At 56.7% G+C, this 17948-nt stretch carries 14 protein-coding genes and 1 tRNA gene; 9 read left to right on the top strand and 6 right to left on the bottom strand.

The window, feature by feature from the left end; all coding sequences use genetic code 11:
- Nucleotides 1–47 precede the first annotated feature (47 nt).
- Both L9H78_RS00830 and nrfD read left to right on the top strand, forming a co-directional pair.
- A complete protein-coding gene (locus L9H78_RS00830; RefSeq protein WP_249620180.1) occupies nucleotides 48–1121 on the top strand; it encodes a 4Fe-4S dicluster domain-containing protein in 1074 nt (357 codons plus the stop codon).
- Complete coding sequence (gene nrfD, locus L9H78_RS00835; protein ID WP_249620181.1) at nucleotides 1118–2236, top strand: NrfD/PsrC family molybdoenzyme membrane anchor subunit; 1119 nt, start codon at nucleotides 1118–1120, stop codon at nucleotides 2234–2236. Before L9H78_RS00830 ends, nrfD begins: the two co-directional genes overlap by 4 nt.
- Nucleotides 2237–2313: 77 nt before the next feature.
- Here the strand turns inward: nrfD and selD are convergent, their stop codons facing one another.
- Nucleotides 2314–3423, bottom strand: coding sequence for a selenide, water dikinase SelD (gene selD / locus L9H78_RS00840; RefSeq protein ID WP_249620182.1), 1110 nt, complete (start codon nucleotides 3421–3423; stop codon nucleotides 2314–2316).
- Between the two features lie 65 nt (nucleotides 3424–3488).
- Between selD and L9H78_RS00845 the strand changes: the two genes are divergently transcribed.
- The 3 genes from L9H78_RS00845 (at nucleotide 3489) to selB (ending at nucleotide 6862) form a co-directional block, all read left to right on the top strand.
- A tRNA-Sec gene (locus L9H78_RS00845) sits at nucleotides 3489–3584 on the top strand.
- Nucleotides 3585–3637: 53 nt separating this feature from the next.
- Nucleotides 3638–4987, top strand: a complete 1350-nt coding sequence (gene selA / locus L9H78_RS00850; RefSeq protein WP_283775217.1) for an L-seryl-tRNA(Sec) selenium transferase — start codon at nucleotides 3638–3640, stop codon at nucleotides 4985–4987.
- Complete coding sequence (gene selB, locus L9H78_RS00855) at nucleotides 4988–6862, top strand: selenocysteine-specific translation elongation factor (RefSeq protein WP_249620183.1); 1875 nt, start codon at nucleotides 4988–4990, stop codon at nucleotides 6860–6862. It abuts the gene before it with no gap.
- Between the two features lie 284 nt (nucleotides 6863–7146).
- On the opposite strand, the gene L9H78_RS00860 is transcribed toward selB, so the two are convergent.
- Nucleotides 7147–7743 carry an exonuclease domain-containing protein gene (locus L9H78_RS00860; RefSeq protein ID WP_249620184.1) on the bottom strand — a complete coding sequence of 199 codons (597 nt, stop codon included), beginning with the start codon at nucleotides 7741–7743 and terminating at the stop codon, nucleotides 7147–7149.
- A 270-nt stretch (nucleotides 7744–8013) separates the two neighbouring features.
- Here L9H78_RS00860 and L9H78_RS00865 point away from each other — a divergent pair, with 270 nt between their 5' ends.
- Entirely contained in the window at nucleotides 8014–8652 is a 639-nt protein-coding gene (locus L9H78_RS00865; protein WP_027017376.1) for a DUF4230 domain-containing protein, read from the top strand.
- A gap of 300 nt (nucleotides 8653–8952) precedes the next feature.
- Here L9H78_RS00865 and L9H78_RS00870 read toward each other — a convergent pair whose 3' ends face one another.
- A complete protein-coding gene (locus L9H78_RS00870; protein ID WP_249620185.1) occupies nucleotides 8953–10461 on the bottom strand; it encodes an ATP-binding protein in 1509 nt (502 codons plus the stop codon).
- 41 nt (nucleotides 10462–10502) lie between these two features.
- Entirely contained in the window at nucleotides 10503–13355 is a 2853-nt protein-coding gene (locus L9H78_RS00875; RefSeq protein WP_249620186.1) for a DNA methyltransferase, read from the bottom strand.
- 240 nt (nucleotides 13356–13595) lie between these two features.
- On the opposite strand from L9H78_RS00875, the gene L9H78_RS00880 reads away from it, so the two are divergent.
- From L9H78_RS00880 to L9H78_RS00890, 3 genes are all read left to right on the top strand, one after another.
- Nucleotides 13596–13952: a helix-turn-helix domain-containing protein gene (locus L9H78_RS00880; protein ID WP_249620187.1), complete on the top strand. Its 357-nt coding sequence runs from the start codon at nucleotides 13596–13598 to the stop codon at nucleotides 13950–13952.
- On the top strand, nucleotides 13949–14773 hold the full coding sequence (locus L9H78_RS00885; protein ID WP_249620188.1) for an ImmA/IrrE family metallo-endopeptidase: 825 nt from the start codon (nucleotides 13949–13951) through the stop codon (nucleotides 14771–14773). Before L9H78_RS00880 ends, L9H78_RS00885 begins: the two co-directional genes overlap by 4 nt.
- Nucleotides 14774–14865: 92 nt before the next feature.
- The gene (locus L9H78_RS00890; protein WP_249620189.1) at nucleotides 14866–15411 is read left to right on the top strand and encodes a PIN domain-containing protein; all 546 of its coding nucleotides are present in this window, start codon (nucleotides 14866–14868) and stop codon (nucleotides 15409–15411) included.
- Between the two features lie 404 nt (nucleotides 15412–15815).
- On the opposite strand, the gene L9H78_RS00895 is transcribed toward L9H78_RS00890, so the two are convergent.
- Nucleotides 15816–16307, bottom strand: a complete 492-nt coding sequence (locus L9H78_RS00895) for a helix-turn-helix domain-containing protein (protein ID WP_249620190.1) — start codon at nucleotides 16305–16307, stop codon at nucleotides 15816–15818.
- A 178-nt stretch (nucleotides 16308–16485) separates the two neighbouring features.
- On the bottom strand, nucleotides 16486–17802 hold the full coding sequence (locus tag L9H78_RS00900; protein ID WP_249620191.1) for a DUF2254 domain-containing protein: 1317 nt from the start codon (nucleotides 17800–17802) through the stop codon (nucleotides 16486–16488).
- Nucleotides 17803–17948: the final 146 nt, after the last annotated feature.

Consider the following 17948-nt stretch of genomic DNA (forward strand, 5'->3'; position numbering starts at 1 on the left):
CCGACAGTCACAGCCCCGATGAGAGCGAAGAAGGGAAGTAAAGGACTATGCTTCTGACCGAAAACGCCTCCTCGCATGGTTATGACGACTATCAGCGCATGGCATTTTTCACCGATACCTCGGTGTGCATTGGCTGCAAGGCCTGTGAGGTTGCCTGCAAAGAGTGGAACCGCAACCCCGTGGAAGGCTACGAGGTCACGGGTGATTCCTATGACAACACCGGCGCGCTGGGGGCGAATACCTGGCGGCACGTGGCGTTTGTGGAGCAGAACAACGACCGCATTGAGCAGTCCCGCGCAGAGGGCAAGAAGCTGATTTCGCTGGGCATGCCGACGATCGGTGGACAGGACGGGAACGGCGGCGCCACAACAGAGACCACCCCGCCGGATACGGATTCTTTCCGTTGGCTGATGTCCTCGGATGTGTGCAAGCACTGCACCAACGCCGGTTGCCTGGACGTGTGCCCGACGGGTGCGCTGTTTCGTACGGAGTTCGGCACCGTTGTCGTGCAAGATGATGTGTGCAATGGCTGCGGCACGTGTGTGGCTGGGTGCCCATTTGGTGTTATTGAGCGCCGCGACGACGGCGGAGTCACGCTCAAGCAAGACAAAACCGCCACCGTGGACTACCAGGATAATTCGCACGCCGGGGTGAATGTGCTGGCGAAGTTGAAGCAGCGTGGGCTGCAGGGCCCGAACAAGATCGACCACACCCCGGGCAAGTCCATGCCGATTAAAAATATTGGCGTCGCCCAGAAATGCACCATGTGCTATGACCGGCTGAAAGTCGGCGAGCAACCAGCCTGTTCGAAGACCTGCCCGACGGATTCCATTCAGTTCGGTACCTACGAGGACATGCTGGCTGCGGCGAAACAACGCGTGCGCGTGCTGCACGAACAGGGGCTGACCGAGGCCCGCCTGTATGGCGCGAATAGTGACGATGGCGTGGGCGGCACAGGTTCGATTTTCTTGTTGCTGGATTCTCCCGAGGTCTATGGTTTGCCGCCAGACCCGCGCGTGCCGACGGCGGATTTGCCGCAGATGTATAAAACCGCCGTGAAGGCCATCGGTGGCATGGCGCTGGCCGTGGCTGGTGCGTTTGTTATGGGAGGTCGGAAGTGAGCAATTTCGACGAATACCGCCCACCGCAGGGTGCACGACCGAACCGCTACCGCAAGTTCGATGGCACAAAGCCGAAGAAGAAGCGCAAGCGGCCAGGTGCGGGTGCACAGGACGGTTCCAAAGAAGAGCGGATGGCAGAAGACTTCGAGTTTTCTTCCTACTACGGCAAACCCGTCGTCAAGGCTCCGCCGTGGGAGTGGCCAATTGGTGTCTATTTGTTCCTCGGTGGTGTCAGTGGCGGCTCCGGCATGCTGGCGGCGGGCGCGCAAGCCACCGGCAACAAGCCGTTGTTGCGCACAACTCGCTTGACGACGCTATCTGCTGCCTCGCTCGGTTCCGTGTTTTTGATTCTGGACTTGGGCCGGCCGGAACGCGCGTTGAATATGTTCCGCGTGTTCAAGGTGACCTCGCCGATGTCTGTGGGCTCGTGGATTTTGATGAGCTTCGCCAGTGCTTCGGCGATCCCGGCGCTGGTGGAAATTGATGAGCTGGCTGGTCGTCGTGGTCTGCCGTTGCCGAAGTTCGCGCGCACTGCGCTGCGGAAACTCGCTGGGCCAGCCGGTGCGGCCACGGGTGTTTTGGGCGGCCCGCTGGCTGGTTATACGGCGGTGTTGTTGTCGAATACCTCGAACCCGGTGTGGAACGACATGAAAAACCATCTGCCGTATGTGTTTGTGTCCTCGGCCTCGGCGGCGGCGTCGGGGTGCGCGATGGTCACCACGCCAGTGGATAGCGCGGGCCCGGCCCGCGCGTTGGCCATGGGTGCGGCTGTGAGTGATCTGGTGGCCACAAAGGTGTTGGAAAACGGCATGGAACCGGAACCGCGCGAGGCCTTGCACCACGGCAAGTCCGGCAAGCTCATGAAAGCTTCGGAATACCTCATCGCCGCTGGTGGTGTGGGTGCTGCGGTGTCGGCGGTGACGAAATCCCGCGCGGTCTCGGTGCTTTCGGGCCTGTCGTTGTTGGCTGGTTCTGCCTGCACGCGCTTCGGGGTGTTGGATGCTGGTCTGGAGGCAGTGAAAGATCCGTCCACCACCATTGGGCCACAGAAGCGTCGTGCGCAGCGCCGCCGTGAGCAGCAGGGCTTAGCTGGCGACGTGGTGACGCCGGATTAGCGTACCTGTGGTGACACTGGATTAGCGTGCCCGCGGTGCCGTCGGATTAAAGGTGGTGCCGCCGGATTAAAGCAGGCCTAGCGTACCGAGATATACGCGGTGTTCTCGCCGGTGCCGCTACCACCGTTGAGTTCCACGGTGCCTTCCACAGTGGGTTCCACGGTGCGTTCTACAGTGCGGCCAATAACCGGGTAACCAGGCACTTCGCCGATGACCAGCAAGCCGCCGGAGGTTTGGGCGTCGGCCAGGAAGATCAAGTCTTCTTCCGAAATCGCCTCCGATTCCACCGACAAGTGCGGGCGCACCCAATCCAGGTTGCGGCGCGAACCGCCGGGAATGAAGCCGTCGGCAAGCGCTTCCTTGGCGCCGTCGATGGCAGGAACCGCGGAAAAGTCGAGTTCCGCGGCCACCCCGGATGCCCGGCACATTTTGTACAAGTGGCCCAGCAAACCGAAGCCGGTGACATCGGTGGCCGCCCGCGCGCCCGCCGCCAGCGCGGCCTGCGAAGCTTCGCGGTTGAGGGTGGTCATGGAAGCAACAGCCGCCTGGGATACCTCCCCGGTGGCTTTGTGCTTGTTATTCAGAATTCCGACGCCGATCGGCTTGGTCAGCGTGATGGGCAAACCGGGGTGGGCGGCGTCGTTACGCATGAGTTTTTCTGGTGCGACAATGCCGGTGGCAGCCATGCCGTACATGGGTTCGGGTGCGGTGATCGAGTGCCCACCGGTAACAGAAATGCCTGCTTGGGTGGCCACATCCATACCGCCGCGCAGGACTTCGCGCAGCACATCCAGGCCGAGTATGTCGTTGGGCCAACCCACCAGGTTGATCGCGGTCACCGGGGTGCCGCCCATGGCGTAGACGTCGGAAAGCGCATTGGCGGCTGCTACCCGGCCCCAGTCATAAGGGTCGTTGAGCATGGGGGTGAAAAAGTCCGCGGTAGAGATCACGGCTAGCCCGTCCTGGATTTTTACGGCCGCGGCATCGTCACCGTCGTCCAGTCCGACCAGCACGTTGGGGTCGGCTTTGCCGATCAGGCCCGCGACGGCTGATTCCAACTCCCCGGCCGGGATCTTGCAGGCGCAGCCACCGCCGGCGGCAAACGAGGTGAGGTTAACGGGCGTAGACGGTGCCCCGGACTTGTTCGCGTTGGTTGCAGAATTATTGGGTTCGGTTACTTCACTCATAGGCCCATATTACGTGGGACTATGACGTTGCTTGGTGCGTGCGAGCGATCTGTAGACTAGCCGACGGAGGCGTATGCGTTCCTGGTGGGCGCCCCGGTCTTCAAAACCGGTGAGGCCGAGCATCTCGGTCTGGCAGGTTCGATTCCTGTCCGTCTCCGCCACTAGTTTTGCCACAACGCAGGCAAGTTTACCGCCCCGCAAGGAGGTCGCCACGGTGCCTGATTCTTTAACGCCTGACAACGATCCCCGCCGGAATATCCCGAAGATGGATCAACTGTTGCAGCTTCCCGCCGTCGAATCGGCACGTGAGAAGCTCGCGGAGCACACCATCCGCGCGGCCATAAAAAACATTCTTGCCGACGCCCGCCGCGGGGCCATTGCCGCCGATTCCATCGAAGAGCGCATCACCGAGAACCTACGCGCGCAGCAACCGTTTGCCCTGCGCCCGGTCATTAATGCCACCGGGGTGATCATCCACACCAACCTGGGCCGCGCCCCGCTGCCACCGGCTGCCGTGAAAGCGCTGCAGGCTGCGGCGTCGTACACAGACGTGGAAATGGATCTGGCCAGCGGTAAGCGATCGAAAAACCGCGGGGCCGGAGCTACCCAGGCGTTGCTGGATGCGTGCCCGGCGGCGGAGGACGCGCTGATTGTGAACAACGGTGCTTCCGCGTTGTTGCTGGCGACGGCGGCGCTGGCGCCGAACCAAGAGGTGATTATTTCCCGCGGCGAGCTGATCGAGATCGGCGCCGGCTTCCGTTTGCCGGAGCTCATCGAATCCACCGCGACGCGTCTGCGCGAGGTGGGCGCGACCAATCGCACACACCTGGCTGATTACGAAAACGCGATCACCGCGGATACTGGTGCGATTTTAAAAGTGCACCCGTCGAATTTCCGCATGGAAGGATTCACGGCTGCGGTGGGCGTCGACAAGCTGCGCCAGCTCGCGCGCACCCACGGCAAGTATTTGCTTGTGGATCTGGGTTCGGGCCTGCTCACGCATGATCCAGCGTTGCCGGAGGAGCCGGATATTCATAGTCAGCTGGCTGCCGGGGCGGATGTGGTGATTGCTAGTGGCGATAAGCTGCTTGGCGGCCCGCAGGCTGGCATTGTGCTGGGGAGTGCCGAGGCGATTGCGAAAATGAAAAAGCATCCGTTGGCGCGGGCGGTGCGCATTGATAAGTTGCGCCTGAATGCCTTGCAAGCAGCGGTAACGACGCCTTCGAATGCCGTGCAGGATGCGTTGCATATTGATCCGCAGCGTTATCGCGAGCGCACACAGGCGCTTGCCGACGTCACTGGTGGCCGCGTGCTGGCCCATGACGGGCGCGTCGGCGGTGGGGGAGCGCCGGAGTATCCGCTGCCTGGTGTGGCGGTGGCTCTGCCGGAGTCGCTGGCTGCGCCGTTGCGGCAGGCTAGCCCGCCGGTGCTCGCGCGGGTGCATGATGGCCAGTGTGTGGTGGATGTGCGCTGCGTGCCGGAAGAACAGGATGAGCTGCTGGTCCAGACCATTCGGGGCGTGCAGGTTCAGCAGGTTCAGCACGCCAGCCAGGAGGCGAACTAAATGCACGTCGTTGCCACCGCCGGGCACGTTGACCACGGCAAATCTGCTTTGGTGCGTGCCCTGACGGATATGGACCCGGACCGCTGGGCGGAAGAAAAACGCCGCGGCCTGACCATTGATCTGGGCTTTGTGTGGACCACCTTGCCTTCGGGCACGGATCTGGCGTTCGTCGATGTGCCGGGGCACGAGAAGTTCCTGGGCAATATGCTCGCCGGCGTGGGCCCCGCACCGGTGGTTATTTTTGTGGTTGCTGCGGATGAAGGTTGGCAGGAGCAGTCGACGGATCACCGCGATGCCGTGTGCGCGCTGGATATTCGGCATGGGTTGATCGCCCTGACCCGTGCTGATCGCGCCGATGCCGCCCGTCGCGCCGAGGTCACCGCCCAGGTGCGCCATGAGCTCGCGGGCACCGCGCTTGCCGACGCACCCCTGGTTGAGGTTTCCGCCCATACCGGCGAGGGCATCGCGCAGATGCGGCAGGTGTTGGATGAGGTGCTGGCCAAGGTGCCTGCCCCGGATCTGCAGGCTCGGGTGCGTGTGTGGATCGACCGCGCGTTTTCCGTGAAAGGCGCTGGCACCGTGGTCACGGGCACGTTGGCGGCGGGCACGCTGCGGGTGGGTGATAAGTTGCAGCTGGCCAGCCCGGACGGCACTCGCGCGGTGGAAGTGCGCGGTTTGCACAGCGAAAATACGGCCCACCAGGTGCTGGAGCCGACTTCGCGGGCGGCGGTGAATCTGCGCGGGATCAGCGCCGATGCTATCCACCGCGGCCACAGCTTGCTCAGCTCGGATGCGTGGGAGTTGGTGGAACAGATCGATGTGCGCCGCACCTTTGGCCAGGATTTTTATGAGTTGCCGCAGAATATCGTCGTTCACATTGGCACTGCTGGGCTGGAGGCGCACGTGCGGCCGTTGTCCGCGGATTATGCGCGCTTGAGTTTGGCGTACCCGTTGCCGCTGCAGTTGTTGGATCGCTTCGTGGTGCGCAGCCCGGGCGGGCGGCATGTGAGTGCCGGGGTGCAGGTTATTGATGTGTACCCGCCGGAGCTGAACCGCCGTGGTGCGGCGCGTCGGCGTGCAGAAGAGTTGGCCCTGCTTGCCGACGTCAGCCCCAGCGATGCCACCACTACTGCCGCGGCCAGCCCGAGCCATGCCACCAGCACTCCCGCGCCCAGCCCGAGTCCGTTCACCGATCCCACCGCCTATGTGCAGCGCGTCGGTTACGTGCCCGTCGGCAAGCTGCAGCGCGCCGGGTTTGCCGTGGATGATCCGGCCGCCCCGCCGCAGGGCATTATTGCTTTCCGGCAGTGGTGGATTGCCGCTCGGCAGATCACGCGCTGGAAGAATCAGTTGCTGGTCGCGCTGGACAAGCATGCGCAGGATAATCCGCTGGCTGCAGGCATGTCGCGCAAGGCTGCGATGGATGCGCTGGACTTGCAGGAGGATGCGCTGTTAGGCATCGCGGTGGCCGCCGCCAAGGTGGAACAAACCGACGGTGTGCTTCGTGTGCCGGGGCACAAGGTGGATCTGGGGGCGGCCGAGGCGTCGGTGGCCAAGTTGGAGGCCTGGCTTGCCGACGACCCGTTTGCCGCACCGGAGGCGGATGAGCTGCAGGAACTCCGGTTGGGGGCCAAGCAGCTGGCCGCGGCGGAAAATGCGGGGCGATTGTTACGGCTTGGCCAGGGGATTATTGTGTTGCCGAGTGCGCCGCAGGAGGCGAAAAAGCGTATCGCGCAGTTAGAGCAACCGTTTACGCTGTCGGCGGCTCGGAAAGCTTTGGGCACGACGCGCCGGGTGGCGATTCCGCTGCTGGAGTATCTCGATGAGCAGGGTATTACCCGCCGCCTGGATGGTGGCTTGCGGGAGCTGCGGTAGTGTGTGCTCGGCCGAATTTCAAGCTACTGTAAAGCTACTCTAAAGTACTCTAACACTAGATGTTAGAGTAGAAAACCCCCGTGACCAGCCGAAACGGTCTACTATTAAATCTACTCTAAAGTTACTCTAACATTGTTAGAGTAGAAACTTAATAGCTCGCGATCCATACCACTCGTACGCACGTCTATTCCTCAATTGCGGCGAAGAATTCATTTTCTGTCATCACGGTCAATGTCGCGCCTTTTCCACGAGCGTTCGGGCTTTCACCATTTTGCTGGAGCCATCTATGCCCGGTCGCCACGTTGCCGTGGTGCTTGCGTTAGTGCGAAGGTCTTTACGAGCTGTTCCAGCGGCATCTCCAGGTATCGCAGCATCGCGAGGAACAGTTCGCCGGTAACCCGCGCGTCCTCGGAGGCGTCGTGGTGCGCGAAGGCCAGGCCGGGGCAGTAGTCGTGGATTAGGCTTTCGAGCCCGTTGGTTCCAGCAGGGCGTTGCAGCAGGTATCGGGCCATGCACAGCGTGCAAAGCCGAGGATTTATAAAATCGGGTAGATTCCCCAGTTCTGTGTGTGCTCGCCAGACGGAATAATCAAAAGCCATGTTGTGCGCAACGATGGGGTTCGTGCCGACGAATTCCTGGATGTCGTTGGCCAGTTCCCGCATGGTTGGGGCATCTGCGACGTCGGTTTCTCTAATGCCGTGTACCGAGATGTTGATGGGCTGGAAGTGCTCGTATCCAGGGTCTGGTTTGATGAGTGAGCTGTAGCGTTCAAGTGTTTCGCCGTGGTCGTTCATTCGCACGAGGCCGATCTGGCATGCGGACGCACGCATCTCGTTGGCGGTTTCGAAATCGAGGACAGTGAATTCGGTAGGAAGCGACATAGGAATAGTATGCACAGCTTAAGCTGTTTTGTCTGGGGAATTCACAGAAAATTTTCTCCATAGTAGCACTGCCGGTAGCTAAAAACTTCGATTTTTCATTGCAGTAATTTCGTTCCATATCGCGAAGATCTTGTTGAGCGAATTTGATGTATCACCGACGACGATGCGTCGGAATAAATAGGGAACAAAAAGACTTCAGCGAGCGCCGTGGTATGTTACCTAAAAAATTGGTCGATTTGTTGCCCCGAATTGGTGACAAGATCGTGACGCGTGGAGGTAAGCGGCGGAATGTCGGGTGTGCTGAAAGTTGTAGTTGGCCTGCTGGTAGGAATTGTTCTGACGGTGGGAGCTCTCTTTGGTCTCAATAAGATGAGCTTGTTGGAGGAGCCGACCCGCTCCATTACTTCGACTGGTATCGGTGGCACCCTCGAGGACATTTCGGAAATGGCCGTTGAGCAGTACTCGTATTCCGCCGTTGGCCGCTTCGAGGAGGACGGTTGGAGGGCATTGGGGCTGAGAGTCCCGTTGACGGGAAAGCATTTTCTTATTGCCTACGACGGCGTGGTGAAGGCAGGGGTCAAGAACATTGAGAAGTCGGATGTGAGCATCGACGACGTCACCAGCACCGTAACCATCAAGGTTTCTAAGGCGGAGATCCTCTCAAATGAAATTGAGCCCTCGTCCGTGACGGTATATGACCAGTCATTCAACCCTTTGAATCAGGTCAGGGTGGAAAATTATGCGGAGTTCTTGGACGGCGAAGAAAAGCGAGCTGAGGAGAAGGCTAAGCAGAATGGCTTGTTGGATCGGGCGCAGCAGCGTGTGACCGACTTGGTTAAGGCCCAGGCCGAGGCGTTTCTGGCTGGTTCGGACAAGGACGGCTACGAGGTGCAAGTGATAATTGCTTAAGGCACAGAGGTGGTGAGGTGTGTTTGAATTTCTTCATCGTTAGCTAGCTTCTTATTCCCGGAATATGGTCAGGCAGGGACCAAAACAAGCCATACCGAAGCCAGCGGCTAGTTCCACTGCCATAAAGCAGAAAGATCGTAAATAAATATAACCTGCCTCAGTATGGGGCTAGGAGTATGAATCCTGGGTTCCTCCGGGCGGAACTGCTAACAACGTAATGGGGAAGTCCTAGTTCTACCCGGAAAATACTATGGAAAAAGAAACCTGCAGATCACGGGGGTATTCTTTCAAGATAGATTGTTACTCATGTAAGAAGTCGGATTCGGCTGCCCAGAAAGGCAAATACCGCATAAGCTTCTTTCCTGCTTTAGGATCCTTGGGGACGATTTGTCCAGCTTCCAATGTTAGGGAAATGAGGGTTGATGCTCTGTTACTTTGCTTATTGCTCAATCCAAACCGTTCTCTAACGGATTGATTGCTCGTATCTTTATTACTTACACGCTGAAGACATGCATGCAAATAAACTGCTCTGATTTTCTCTTTGTCATCCATATCAGTTAATGGTTTTGGAGACGATAGTGTTACGGTAGTGTGCGGCTGGGTGATTTGTATGGATGGAGCTGGAAGTTGGTGGAACTCAATTGCTGCTGCGATTCTATCCCAGCCGCTTCCTCTCTCCTCACAAATGCGACAACGGCGCATCATGGCTGCGAGTCTTTCATTGCGCGAACGAGGCGGTGCATCGACAAACCGGTTTACATCGATAAGTGGTGTGCCAGGGTTTGTGATTTCAATCCTATCGGCATAGATTTCGATGATAGGTCCCGTACCAGTGATTGAAAAATCTTGATGAATTAATGCATTAGCTACAATTTCTCGAATGGCTACCGGCGGATATTGGCTTACGGTTTTCCGTAAGGCAGTTTCTATGTGCTCATTTGATGGAAGCTGATTTTGGATAAACTCTAAGAGCCCTTCGAAACCTGATGCATACCCCTTTATTCCAATTTGTTCCTTCTCAGCATCGATTTTATTGCTTCCGTTGTATTTGATTACGCGGGGAGCTTTCCGTGTGAGAAACTCAAAATTTCGAAGATCCCGAGCAAATAACAACGCGCCAAGATTGGTGATGGAGAAAAGTCCATCTGGTTGTTGAGAAATCAATTTGTCATGTAGAAAATCTTCTACTATTACACTCAATGTTGTTTCATCGGATCGACCCTGCAAGCGATAATAAGAAGATACGTCGAGCATACTAATAGCGTCTGTAGCAGGTAGACCTGTTAAAGCTTGCTGCAATTCATAAGGGGCGCGGTCGAGCATTTTGTAAAAGCGAATCTCTTCCGCGGGGTGATCTTGAAATTTTTTTAGGTGGCTCCCAATCCGAACCCATGAGATGCCTTTGAATCGAATAGCGTTGGACGATGCTGCTGAAATTTGGAGTATGGCGACTTTGGATCCGTCGATTTGCGTATATTTAAAACTGAATTCTGGAGCTGGTGTCAAAAAGGTTGCCAGCCACGGTTGGAGTGCTTGATTTCCTTTCGCGACGATCTCTTCGTGGTTGAAAGACGTTCCTACAATTTTGTGAGATGCATCTTCGATTCCCCAGATCAAATATGCGTAATCTTCTTGGGCTAGAGTCGCAGCATTAGCAAGTCCGGAAATGTACTGTCCGATTTTTTCTGGATCGCTTAGGTTTTGTTTGAACTCTAACCACGACTTTTCATATCGATTGTTGATGAGCCGTTCTACTAAAGATGTGAGCTTCTGGTCATCATGGGATCGGGATGTTGGCATTTCACACATGTAGAATTCCTTCTTCGTGCATTATAGAAAAATCAAATATATTAAGATAATCTTGAGTAATGTGCAAATAAAATCTCCTGTCGTTGACGGAATGAATTTATTTTACGAGGGGATCCGAATGCCTTATCGACTTCCTTGTCGAGGGCATCGTGGGCCTTAAGTAAAGCCGGATCCATGGCGAGCGGGTTGTAGTGGTCGGCAAGTGATCTCTCAGGATGTAGTTCGCGTGCTTTGAGAATTTTCTGGCCGGCTGTGATGATTCGTTGTTTACTAGTGATGTCGAGGTCCGGTACTGGAAAAGTATTCCAGGACAAAGTGCTGGAGAATCGTAGGTCTGATTTAAGCCGTCCCCCTACCGTTTGTTGCCATGTCAAGAACATTGATGACGAAATTAGCGCAAAGCTAAGTCCAGAAGGGTCACTAATAGTGAATGCGCTGTCACTGGTTATTGTTTCAGCAGATAATTGTGCTGCGGTGAAAAAATAACGGTTTTCACTTACTACGCGGGGAACGCAAAGATATTCTGATGTTGGCCGGTGCTTATTCCCTCGAAATAAATGCGGCGTATTGCGGTGTTTATAAGCATCACCACTTGGAGTGCTCGACTCACGAAATTCTTTGCATGCGGTAACACGGTCGTGGAGAAGCTTTGATTTTTGAAGATCAGAAGGGTCGAAGCTCTCGTCGGCCATCCACAAGCACCAGCGGTCAAGTCCTCGAATGAGTTCTTTTGAACCACGGAATGGACGAAGATATTTTGTGGCTACCGCATCATTCGCAAATTCAGCATAGTCTTCAGCCTCAACGATTAAATTGCCGCCGTCAATGGGCATTGTTCCAAAGCTCGCTTTCGGAAGCCCAGAAATGGATTTGCTGCTTTTTGTTACTAATACATTTGGACCATCGACTAAATAAGCGTTGATTGCACGGTCAACCGGTACTGTGATTGCTTCACCGCGAGATTCTGGGTAGTCCCATAGACGTGGCTTTACATCCGTATTGCGGCTGAATCCGACGATCACACAATGCACAGCAGCCTTGCCAGGGGCTTCTGAATCCCAGCTAAACGTACGGTGGGCAAACTTGATGCGCCAATGATCTCGGAAGATCGGGCCGAACAGAGCAGGAACCGGCTGGCCTTGTGTAATCGAATTCGTGGTTACGTAGGCGAACTCGCCGTGGCGCGTCTGTAGTACGTTTAGTGCTTGTGCGTGCCAGCCGGTGACGTAATCCAGGTAACCATCAAAGTCATCTTTCCAGACTGTTTTAAGATCTGCTCGTTGGGACTTCGTCTTTGTCTGGTGCCCAATAAACGGCGGGTTACCAAAGATATAGGTCTGACCACTGGTTTCTGGCAGAATCTCTGCCCAATCCAACTGCAAGGCGTTGCCGTGGTGAATGTGCGCGGTGATATTAATCGGCAAGCGTTCTGGAGCCAGACCGATGGCGTCGGCAAGCTCCCGGTTCGCCTGATGATCCACTAAGAACATGGCAGTCTCGGCAATCTTCGCCGGCCACCAGTTGATCTCAAAACCATAGAACTGGTCAATGGAAAGCTTCTGCTCCCACGAAATATCAAAAGTCATGCTGCCCGCGCTGCCCTCACGCTCACGGATAGCAACAATCATCTCCGTTTCAATCTTGCGTAACTCGCGGTAGGCCACAATCAGGAAGTTTCCGGAACCACACGCCGGGTCGCAGTAGATGTTGTTCGCCAGACTATCGCGGAATTCCCGCAGCTTCTTCACGCTCGCGGACTTCGAATTGATCAAACGGCGAGCCTCCGCGCGCAACTCATCCAGGAACAACGGCTCGATCGTCTTCAGAATATTCTTCTCACTGGTGTAATGCTCACCAGAATGCCGACGCGCTTCCTTCGACTTCACCAACTGGAACAAAGAACCGAAAATGGCGGGGCTTATTTGAGACCAATCAAACGAGCAAGCATCGACAAGCACTTGGTGCATCTGCTCATCGAAGTATTCCTTAGGCACATCACCAGCAAACAAACCACCGTTGACATACGGGAACTTCGCCAGATGCTCCGGCAAACGACGCGGACGCTGCGACTCCGGCTTATTCAACACATCATTAAACAACGTGTTCAGATCACCAGAAAGCTCACCGACGCCATTGGCATTAATCACCAAATCCGCGAACAAGCCCGGCTGCCACAAGCCCGCATTATCGCCGAAAAGCAAGAACAGCAGCCGCGTCAGATACATTGAGGTCTGTTCGACGCGCTCGTCTTCATCCTCCGGGTTTGTCGGGGCAGCATCGCCGACTGCCTCATCCACATCATCGTCGTTGAGCGCACGGAACAAGTTCGCCATGATCTCCGAAGCCGCAATGGAGGCGCGCTCTTGCTCGCGGTGGCTAACCGACTCATAGCCAGCCAGGAACATGAACTTCTCGGCATGATCTAGCAACTCATCCAAGCTGATGGTGACATCGAAACGTTCATCTTGTTCGCCCAAGCGGTTCAGCCGGATCTGCTCAAAATTCGTGCACATGATGTAGCGCGGCCACTGGTGCTCCTTGATGGTGCCGCCGCGTAGATAATCCAGCGCCTGCTGGTGGGCAGCATCCAGATCCACATCCAGCGACTTTGCCTCACCAATCAACTTGTTGGGCATAAAGAAATCAATACGGCCGTGCCCGCCGGTGCTGCTGCGCTTAGCAGTCTGCTCAAAAACATTGAGGTAGGTGGCGTTAATACCGAAGCAGGAAAAGAAATCTGTCCAATACTGCTGGGCGTATTTCTGCTCTGTGCCGGACTCATTGGTTTCGCGCCAGGCGGCGATTCGTTCGCGCCAGCGCACCACAAATTGCGAAAGGTTGTGGCGGATGGTTGAGCGTTCCAGGCGTTGCGTGGTGGATGTGGCGCGAGTCATTACTCCATTATCGCAAAGCTGGTGGGGTAGCGCAGGTTTAGCTCGGGTTAGGTGTGCTGTGAGCTGTCAGGGCCTGCGGCGTCGTCAAGGGGCACATTCGCGTCCCAGCTTCGGCTGATCGCTGTGACAATGCCCGGGGTGTTCTGCTGGAACAACGTGATCGCGGTATATGGATCATCCGCGCCACCGGGGTGGCGTGGGGTCTGAATGACAACCCATGTGGTGTAGAATCAAAATTGAATGGGAGTGATTCAGATGTCAGTTGTGAATATTGAGATCGGCCAACGGATCGTCGAGGCACGCAAGGTTGTAGGTGTGTCGCAGCGCGAGTTGGCCAAAGAGACCGGCCTGTCGCAGCCGACGATCCAGCGGATCGAGAAGGGTGAGCGGGCTGCGTCGAGGCTGGAACTCGTGCTCATCGCAGACGGTTGTGGTGTGCTGGTCGACGACCTGCTTGGCACGAACAGTATCGCTGACGAGGTGCGCTGTGCCGGGCGCACCGACGAGGATGGATCGAAGGAGCTTGCCGACTACCTGATCTACGCATTCGGAGTTTCACGTCGTCTCGACCAGCTGGGCATTCCGGAGTTTGTATGAGTAACGAGGCCATCGGACGGGCAGCCGCCGAGAGATTCCGCAAAGAGCACTCCCTCGGCTCAGAACCAATTACGAATCTGGTCAGGCTCATTGAGCGCAAGGTGGGAATCGGTGTCGCCTACGTCAGGTCTTCGGCTGCTGGTCACGGCATGACGATGCTTCTGGATGATATGCACCTCATGGCGGTGGGCTGCACGAGGCATCCTATGCGACTTCGCTCCACCCTTGCTCATGAGCTTGGTCATCATCAGCTCGACACTATTGACAGCATGACAGATGGTGCCGACTGGGCTCGGCGTAGCCCCGAAGAGATCCAAGCGGACGCCTTCGCCCGCCATCTGCTAGTTCCACTGAGTGGCGTGGCGGACATGGTCAAAGGTGAGGAAGTCACGCTCGCAACTCTTTCTGACATCGTGCAGACTTACCTCGCCTCTCCCCACATGGTTGCCATCCAGATGCGCGACGCTGGTGTGATCAATGCCGACACCTACAAGCAATGGGGCCAGATTACTGCTGGTGCGATTGCTGCTCAGTTCGGCTGGCGCCCCGATTACCAGGCGCTAGTCGAGCAGTCGAGCAAGCCTCGTGGTCCGCAGAGCCTCATGACACGGGCCATAGAGGGCTACCGCCAGGGGAGCGTGGCCTCCTCGACTATCGCTAAGCTCAGCGGCGATCCCAATGCCTCAGTCACGAAGGCAGCCCTGGCTGAGGAGGGAATCACTCCTGTCGAGGCGCCAGCCGTGTCGGCGCCCCGCCCTAAAGACACAGGTGAGCGGCTCACCTCTGAGGAGCTGTCGGCGCTTATGGGCGGCGCGGAGTAATGCACATCCTTGACACCGGACCGATTTTCAAGTTCCTTACCACCGACTGCGTTCCCGAGTTGCTTTGCGCTCTGGGACATAACAAGATTCACGTGCCTGAGGCAGTAGCGCTGGAGATATTGGATACTCCCACCCGGCATAGGCAGTTTGAGCGCGCACGTGAGGTCTGGCCCCGGTTCCCAGAACGCTTCAGGGAGATTATCCCGGACGATGCCACCGACGAACTCAGACAGTGCTGTCAAGCTGTCCTGGGAATGGAGTTCGAGGAAATGTACGCTGAACCCAAGGATCGTGGAGAACACATGGCGATCCTCCATGGCGTCCTCCGCGCTCGTGCGGGTGAACAAGTCATCCTCGTGTGCGACGAGACAGCCGGTACCAATGTCATCAAGAAACAGGCAAAGGTGCTCACCCAGGCGCAACGCAGAGGTCACTTTTCGCCTGGCGGGAGCATTCAGCACGCTGACACGATCCAGCTGCTGTGGTGGGCAATCGAGGGCGGCGGCTTCGACGGCAGCCGCGAGCAATTTCTCACCAAGTACAAGGCGATGGCTGCCTTGGATTCATCAATGCCGTTTACTGCGAAGGAAGTGGGGCTCACCAAGAGCCCACCATGGCCACCGGACGCGAAGCACTAATGTTAAAGACTTTCGTGGCGTGATCGGCAGTTTGTCGACATTGCAGCGGGCCGCCGCTGATCCCCAAGAGCGACTCACGCAGTCAGCGCAATGTCGCAGTGCAGCACCAGGTGGGGTCGGAACGCTACGAGTTCGACTCGTGCCTTCCGAGTTGCGCAACCTGTACTTCTTCATGCTGGGCTTACTGAGCGCACTGCCGAGCAATATGCCACGACACGCCCAGCTTCTGTGCGACAGCTTAGCACGCGGGGTACATCGAAAGGTTCTCTGCCAGAACGGTCTTCTACGAGACGAACCATTTAATCCTTGGCATCCTGGGGCATCCTGGGTAATCTTCTTGGGCAAGTTCGAAGATTTTCCCATCTACTCAGACGGAACAAAACTTGGGGCGTTCAGCCGAAACTTTAGCTCATTCCCGGCACTCCTTCTGGCATACGCCAAAGTTTTCTGCCGATAGGTGTGATTCTTGTTTCGGGTTTGATTTTTACGATGAAGTTTTCATCGCTTTCTGTTCGCGGCACGTAGGCAAACCCTGGCGTGTTCACCAGCCCAGGTACGGCTGGATAGCCGGGGTCGCAGTCGATCACGGTGTTGAAGTTTTGCAGCTTCCTTAGGACGCTGCGAACCCCGCGCAAAGTGGTTTCACGCACAGCTGTTGGATCAAGATTGAATGTTCCTATAGACCTCAACGTTGTGTAAAGGTGATTCTCGTAAAAGTCTGGCTTGATCGGCCACGGAAAATTCTCGGTAACAATCGTCCTCAACGGCTGGTGTCCAGCCTGTTTGGCCAGTTTGTGAATGTACTGTCGGGTCACCCCGTACTCGCGCGCCAGCTCGGTCTGTGTCATGCCCTGGGCAAGGCAATACCTGACTGTTGCTGGGTCTATGATGCTCATGTCTTTTCCTCTCAGTTTAATCTGTGTGCTTAGGCGGCGATTCGTTCGCGCCAGCGCACCACAAACTGCGAGAGATTGTGGCGGATGGTTGAGCGTTCTAGGCGTTGCGTGGTGGATGTGGCGCGAGTCATTACTCCATTATCGCAAAGCTGGTGGGGTAACCCAGGTTTAGCTCAGGTTAGGTGTGCCGTGAGCTGTCAGGGCCTGCGGTGTCGTAAAAATTGGTCTGCGCGTGTTCGCGGAGCAGCTGCATATCGCGCGCACTGAGCTGGTCTTGGGCTTCTTCCAGGATGGTGGCGACGTGCTGTTCTGCGCTTTGTGCAATCGCAGGATCTTTCGCGTTAGCACGGATGTGGTGGGCCAGATTCACGAGAGCCTCTGCCACAATCCGGAAGCCCAGGGCATGCGGGCGCACGTGGTCAAATGGCATATCGACGATCTCCTGGATAGTCACCGGGCGCAGATACACGCGGGGCGCGCCGGCGTCGTCAAGCAACACATTCGCGTCCTCGCTTCGGCTGACCGCTGTGACAATGCCCGGGGTGATCTGCTGGAACACCGTGATCGCGGTATACGGATCATCCGTGCCACCCGCCATCGCACGCAAAGCCAACTCCACCAACTGCTGCTGCGCAAAACGCAAATCCTGCTCCGTGGTGCGGGAAGCACTGAGGTGCACGTGATCGCGCAAAGCCTTGGCGACGGCGTCGGCACGCTGCTCCGGCCACACCTGAGCCAGCGGTGCACCTTTCACCATGTGATCGCCCGGCCGCGCCAGCAGGCTGACATTCACGTTGCAGCTTTCGGCATCGCGACGCAACATGTCGTAATCGATGCGAGTCAAAAACCCACTCTGATGTGCGGCAACCAGCCCGCCACCTTCCGTGGGCGCCGGGAAGCACTCCACACCGTCGTCGTCTGGATCATGCCAGGTGTTTTTAATCGTGCGTTCAAAATCCTTACACGCCTGGGTGCTGATAGTTTCGATCTGCACCGAACTGGCGATGTGATGGATAAACCAGACAAAAACGAAAACATCGATAACGCCGAAAATAATCGCGGCATTGACCGCCATGTGCGGGATGAAGGATTCGTCATCACCATAGTCAGCGGACTTGATGGTGCGCAACACGAGCAACGTATAAACAAACGTTGCGGTGAGAACCCCCAGCACAATTTGGTTATTGCGGTTACGCATAAAATTGCGCACCAAACGCGGGCCATACGTCGTCGACGCAGTACTGATTACCGAAATGGTGATAGAGAAGGCCGTGCCCGCCACACCCAGGAACGCGGCGACGGCAGAAAGCAGCGAACGCGCGCCGTCGGCACCAGTGGCGAACAACAGATCATGCAGGAAACCCGGCAGCTCATAGTCAATGTGGTCCAAGCTGACGAGCATCTGCGAAAGAACAATGGCCGCCGTGACAAACAAGGCCGGGACGAACCAGAATTGTTCTGGGATCGCGCGTACAAATGCCAGTATTTTACCCACTCGTCAAGGCCTTTTCTTTGGTTGTTATCTGGTCTGTTTTTCCCCGCCTGGCCGTGCATTTTCGGCGATGACGTCTGCTGCTGGGAAGACGGCATGGGCTTTCGCAGCATCCTCAGTTTCTTTTCAGCATGATACGGGATCTTCCC

Source organism: Corynebacterium pseudodiphtheriticum (genome assembly GCF_023509295.1).
Lineage (GTDB): Bacteria > Actinomycetota > Actinomycetes > Mycobacteriales > Mycobacteriaceae > Corynebacterium > Corynebacterium pseudodiphtheriticum.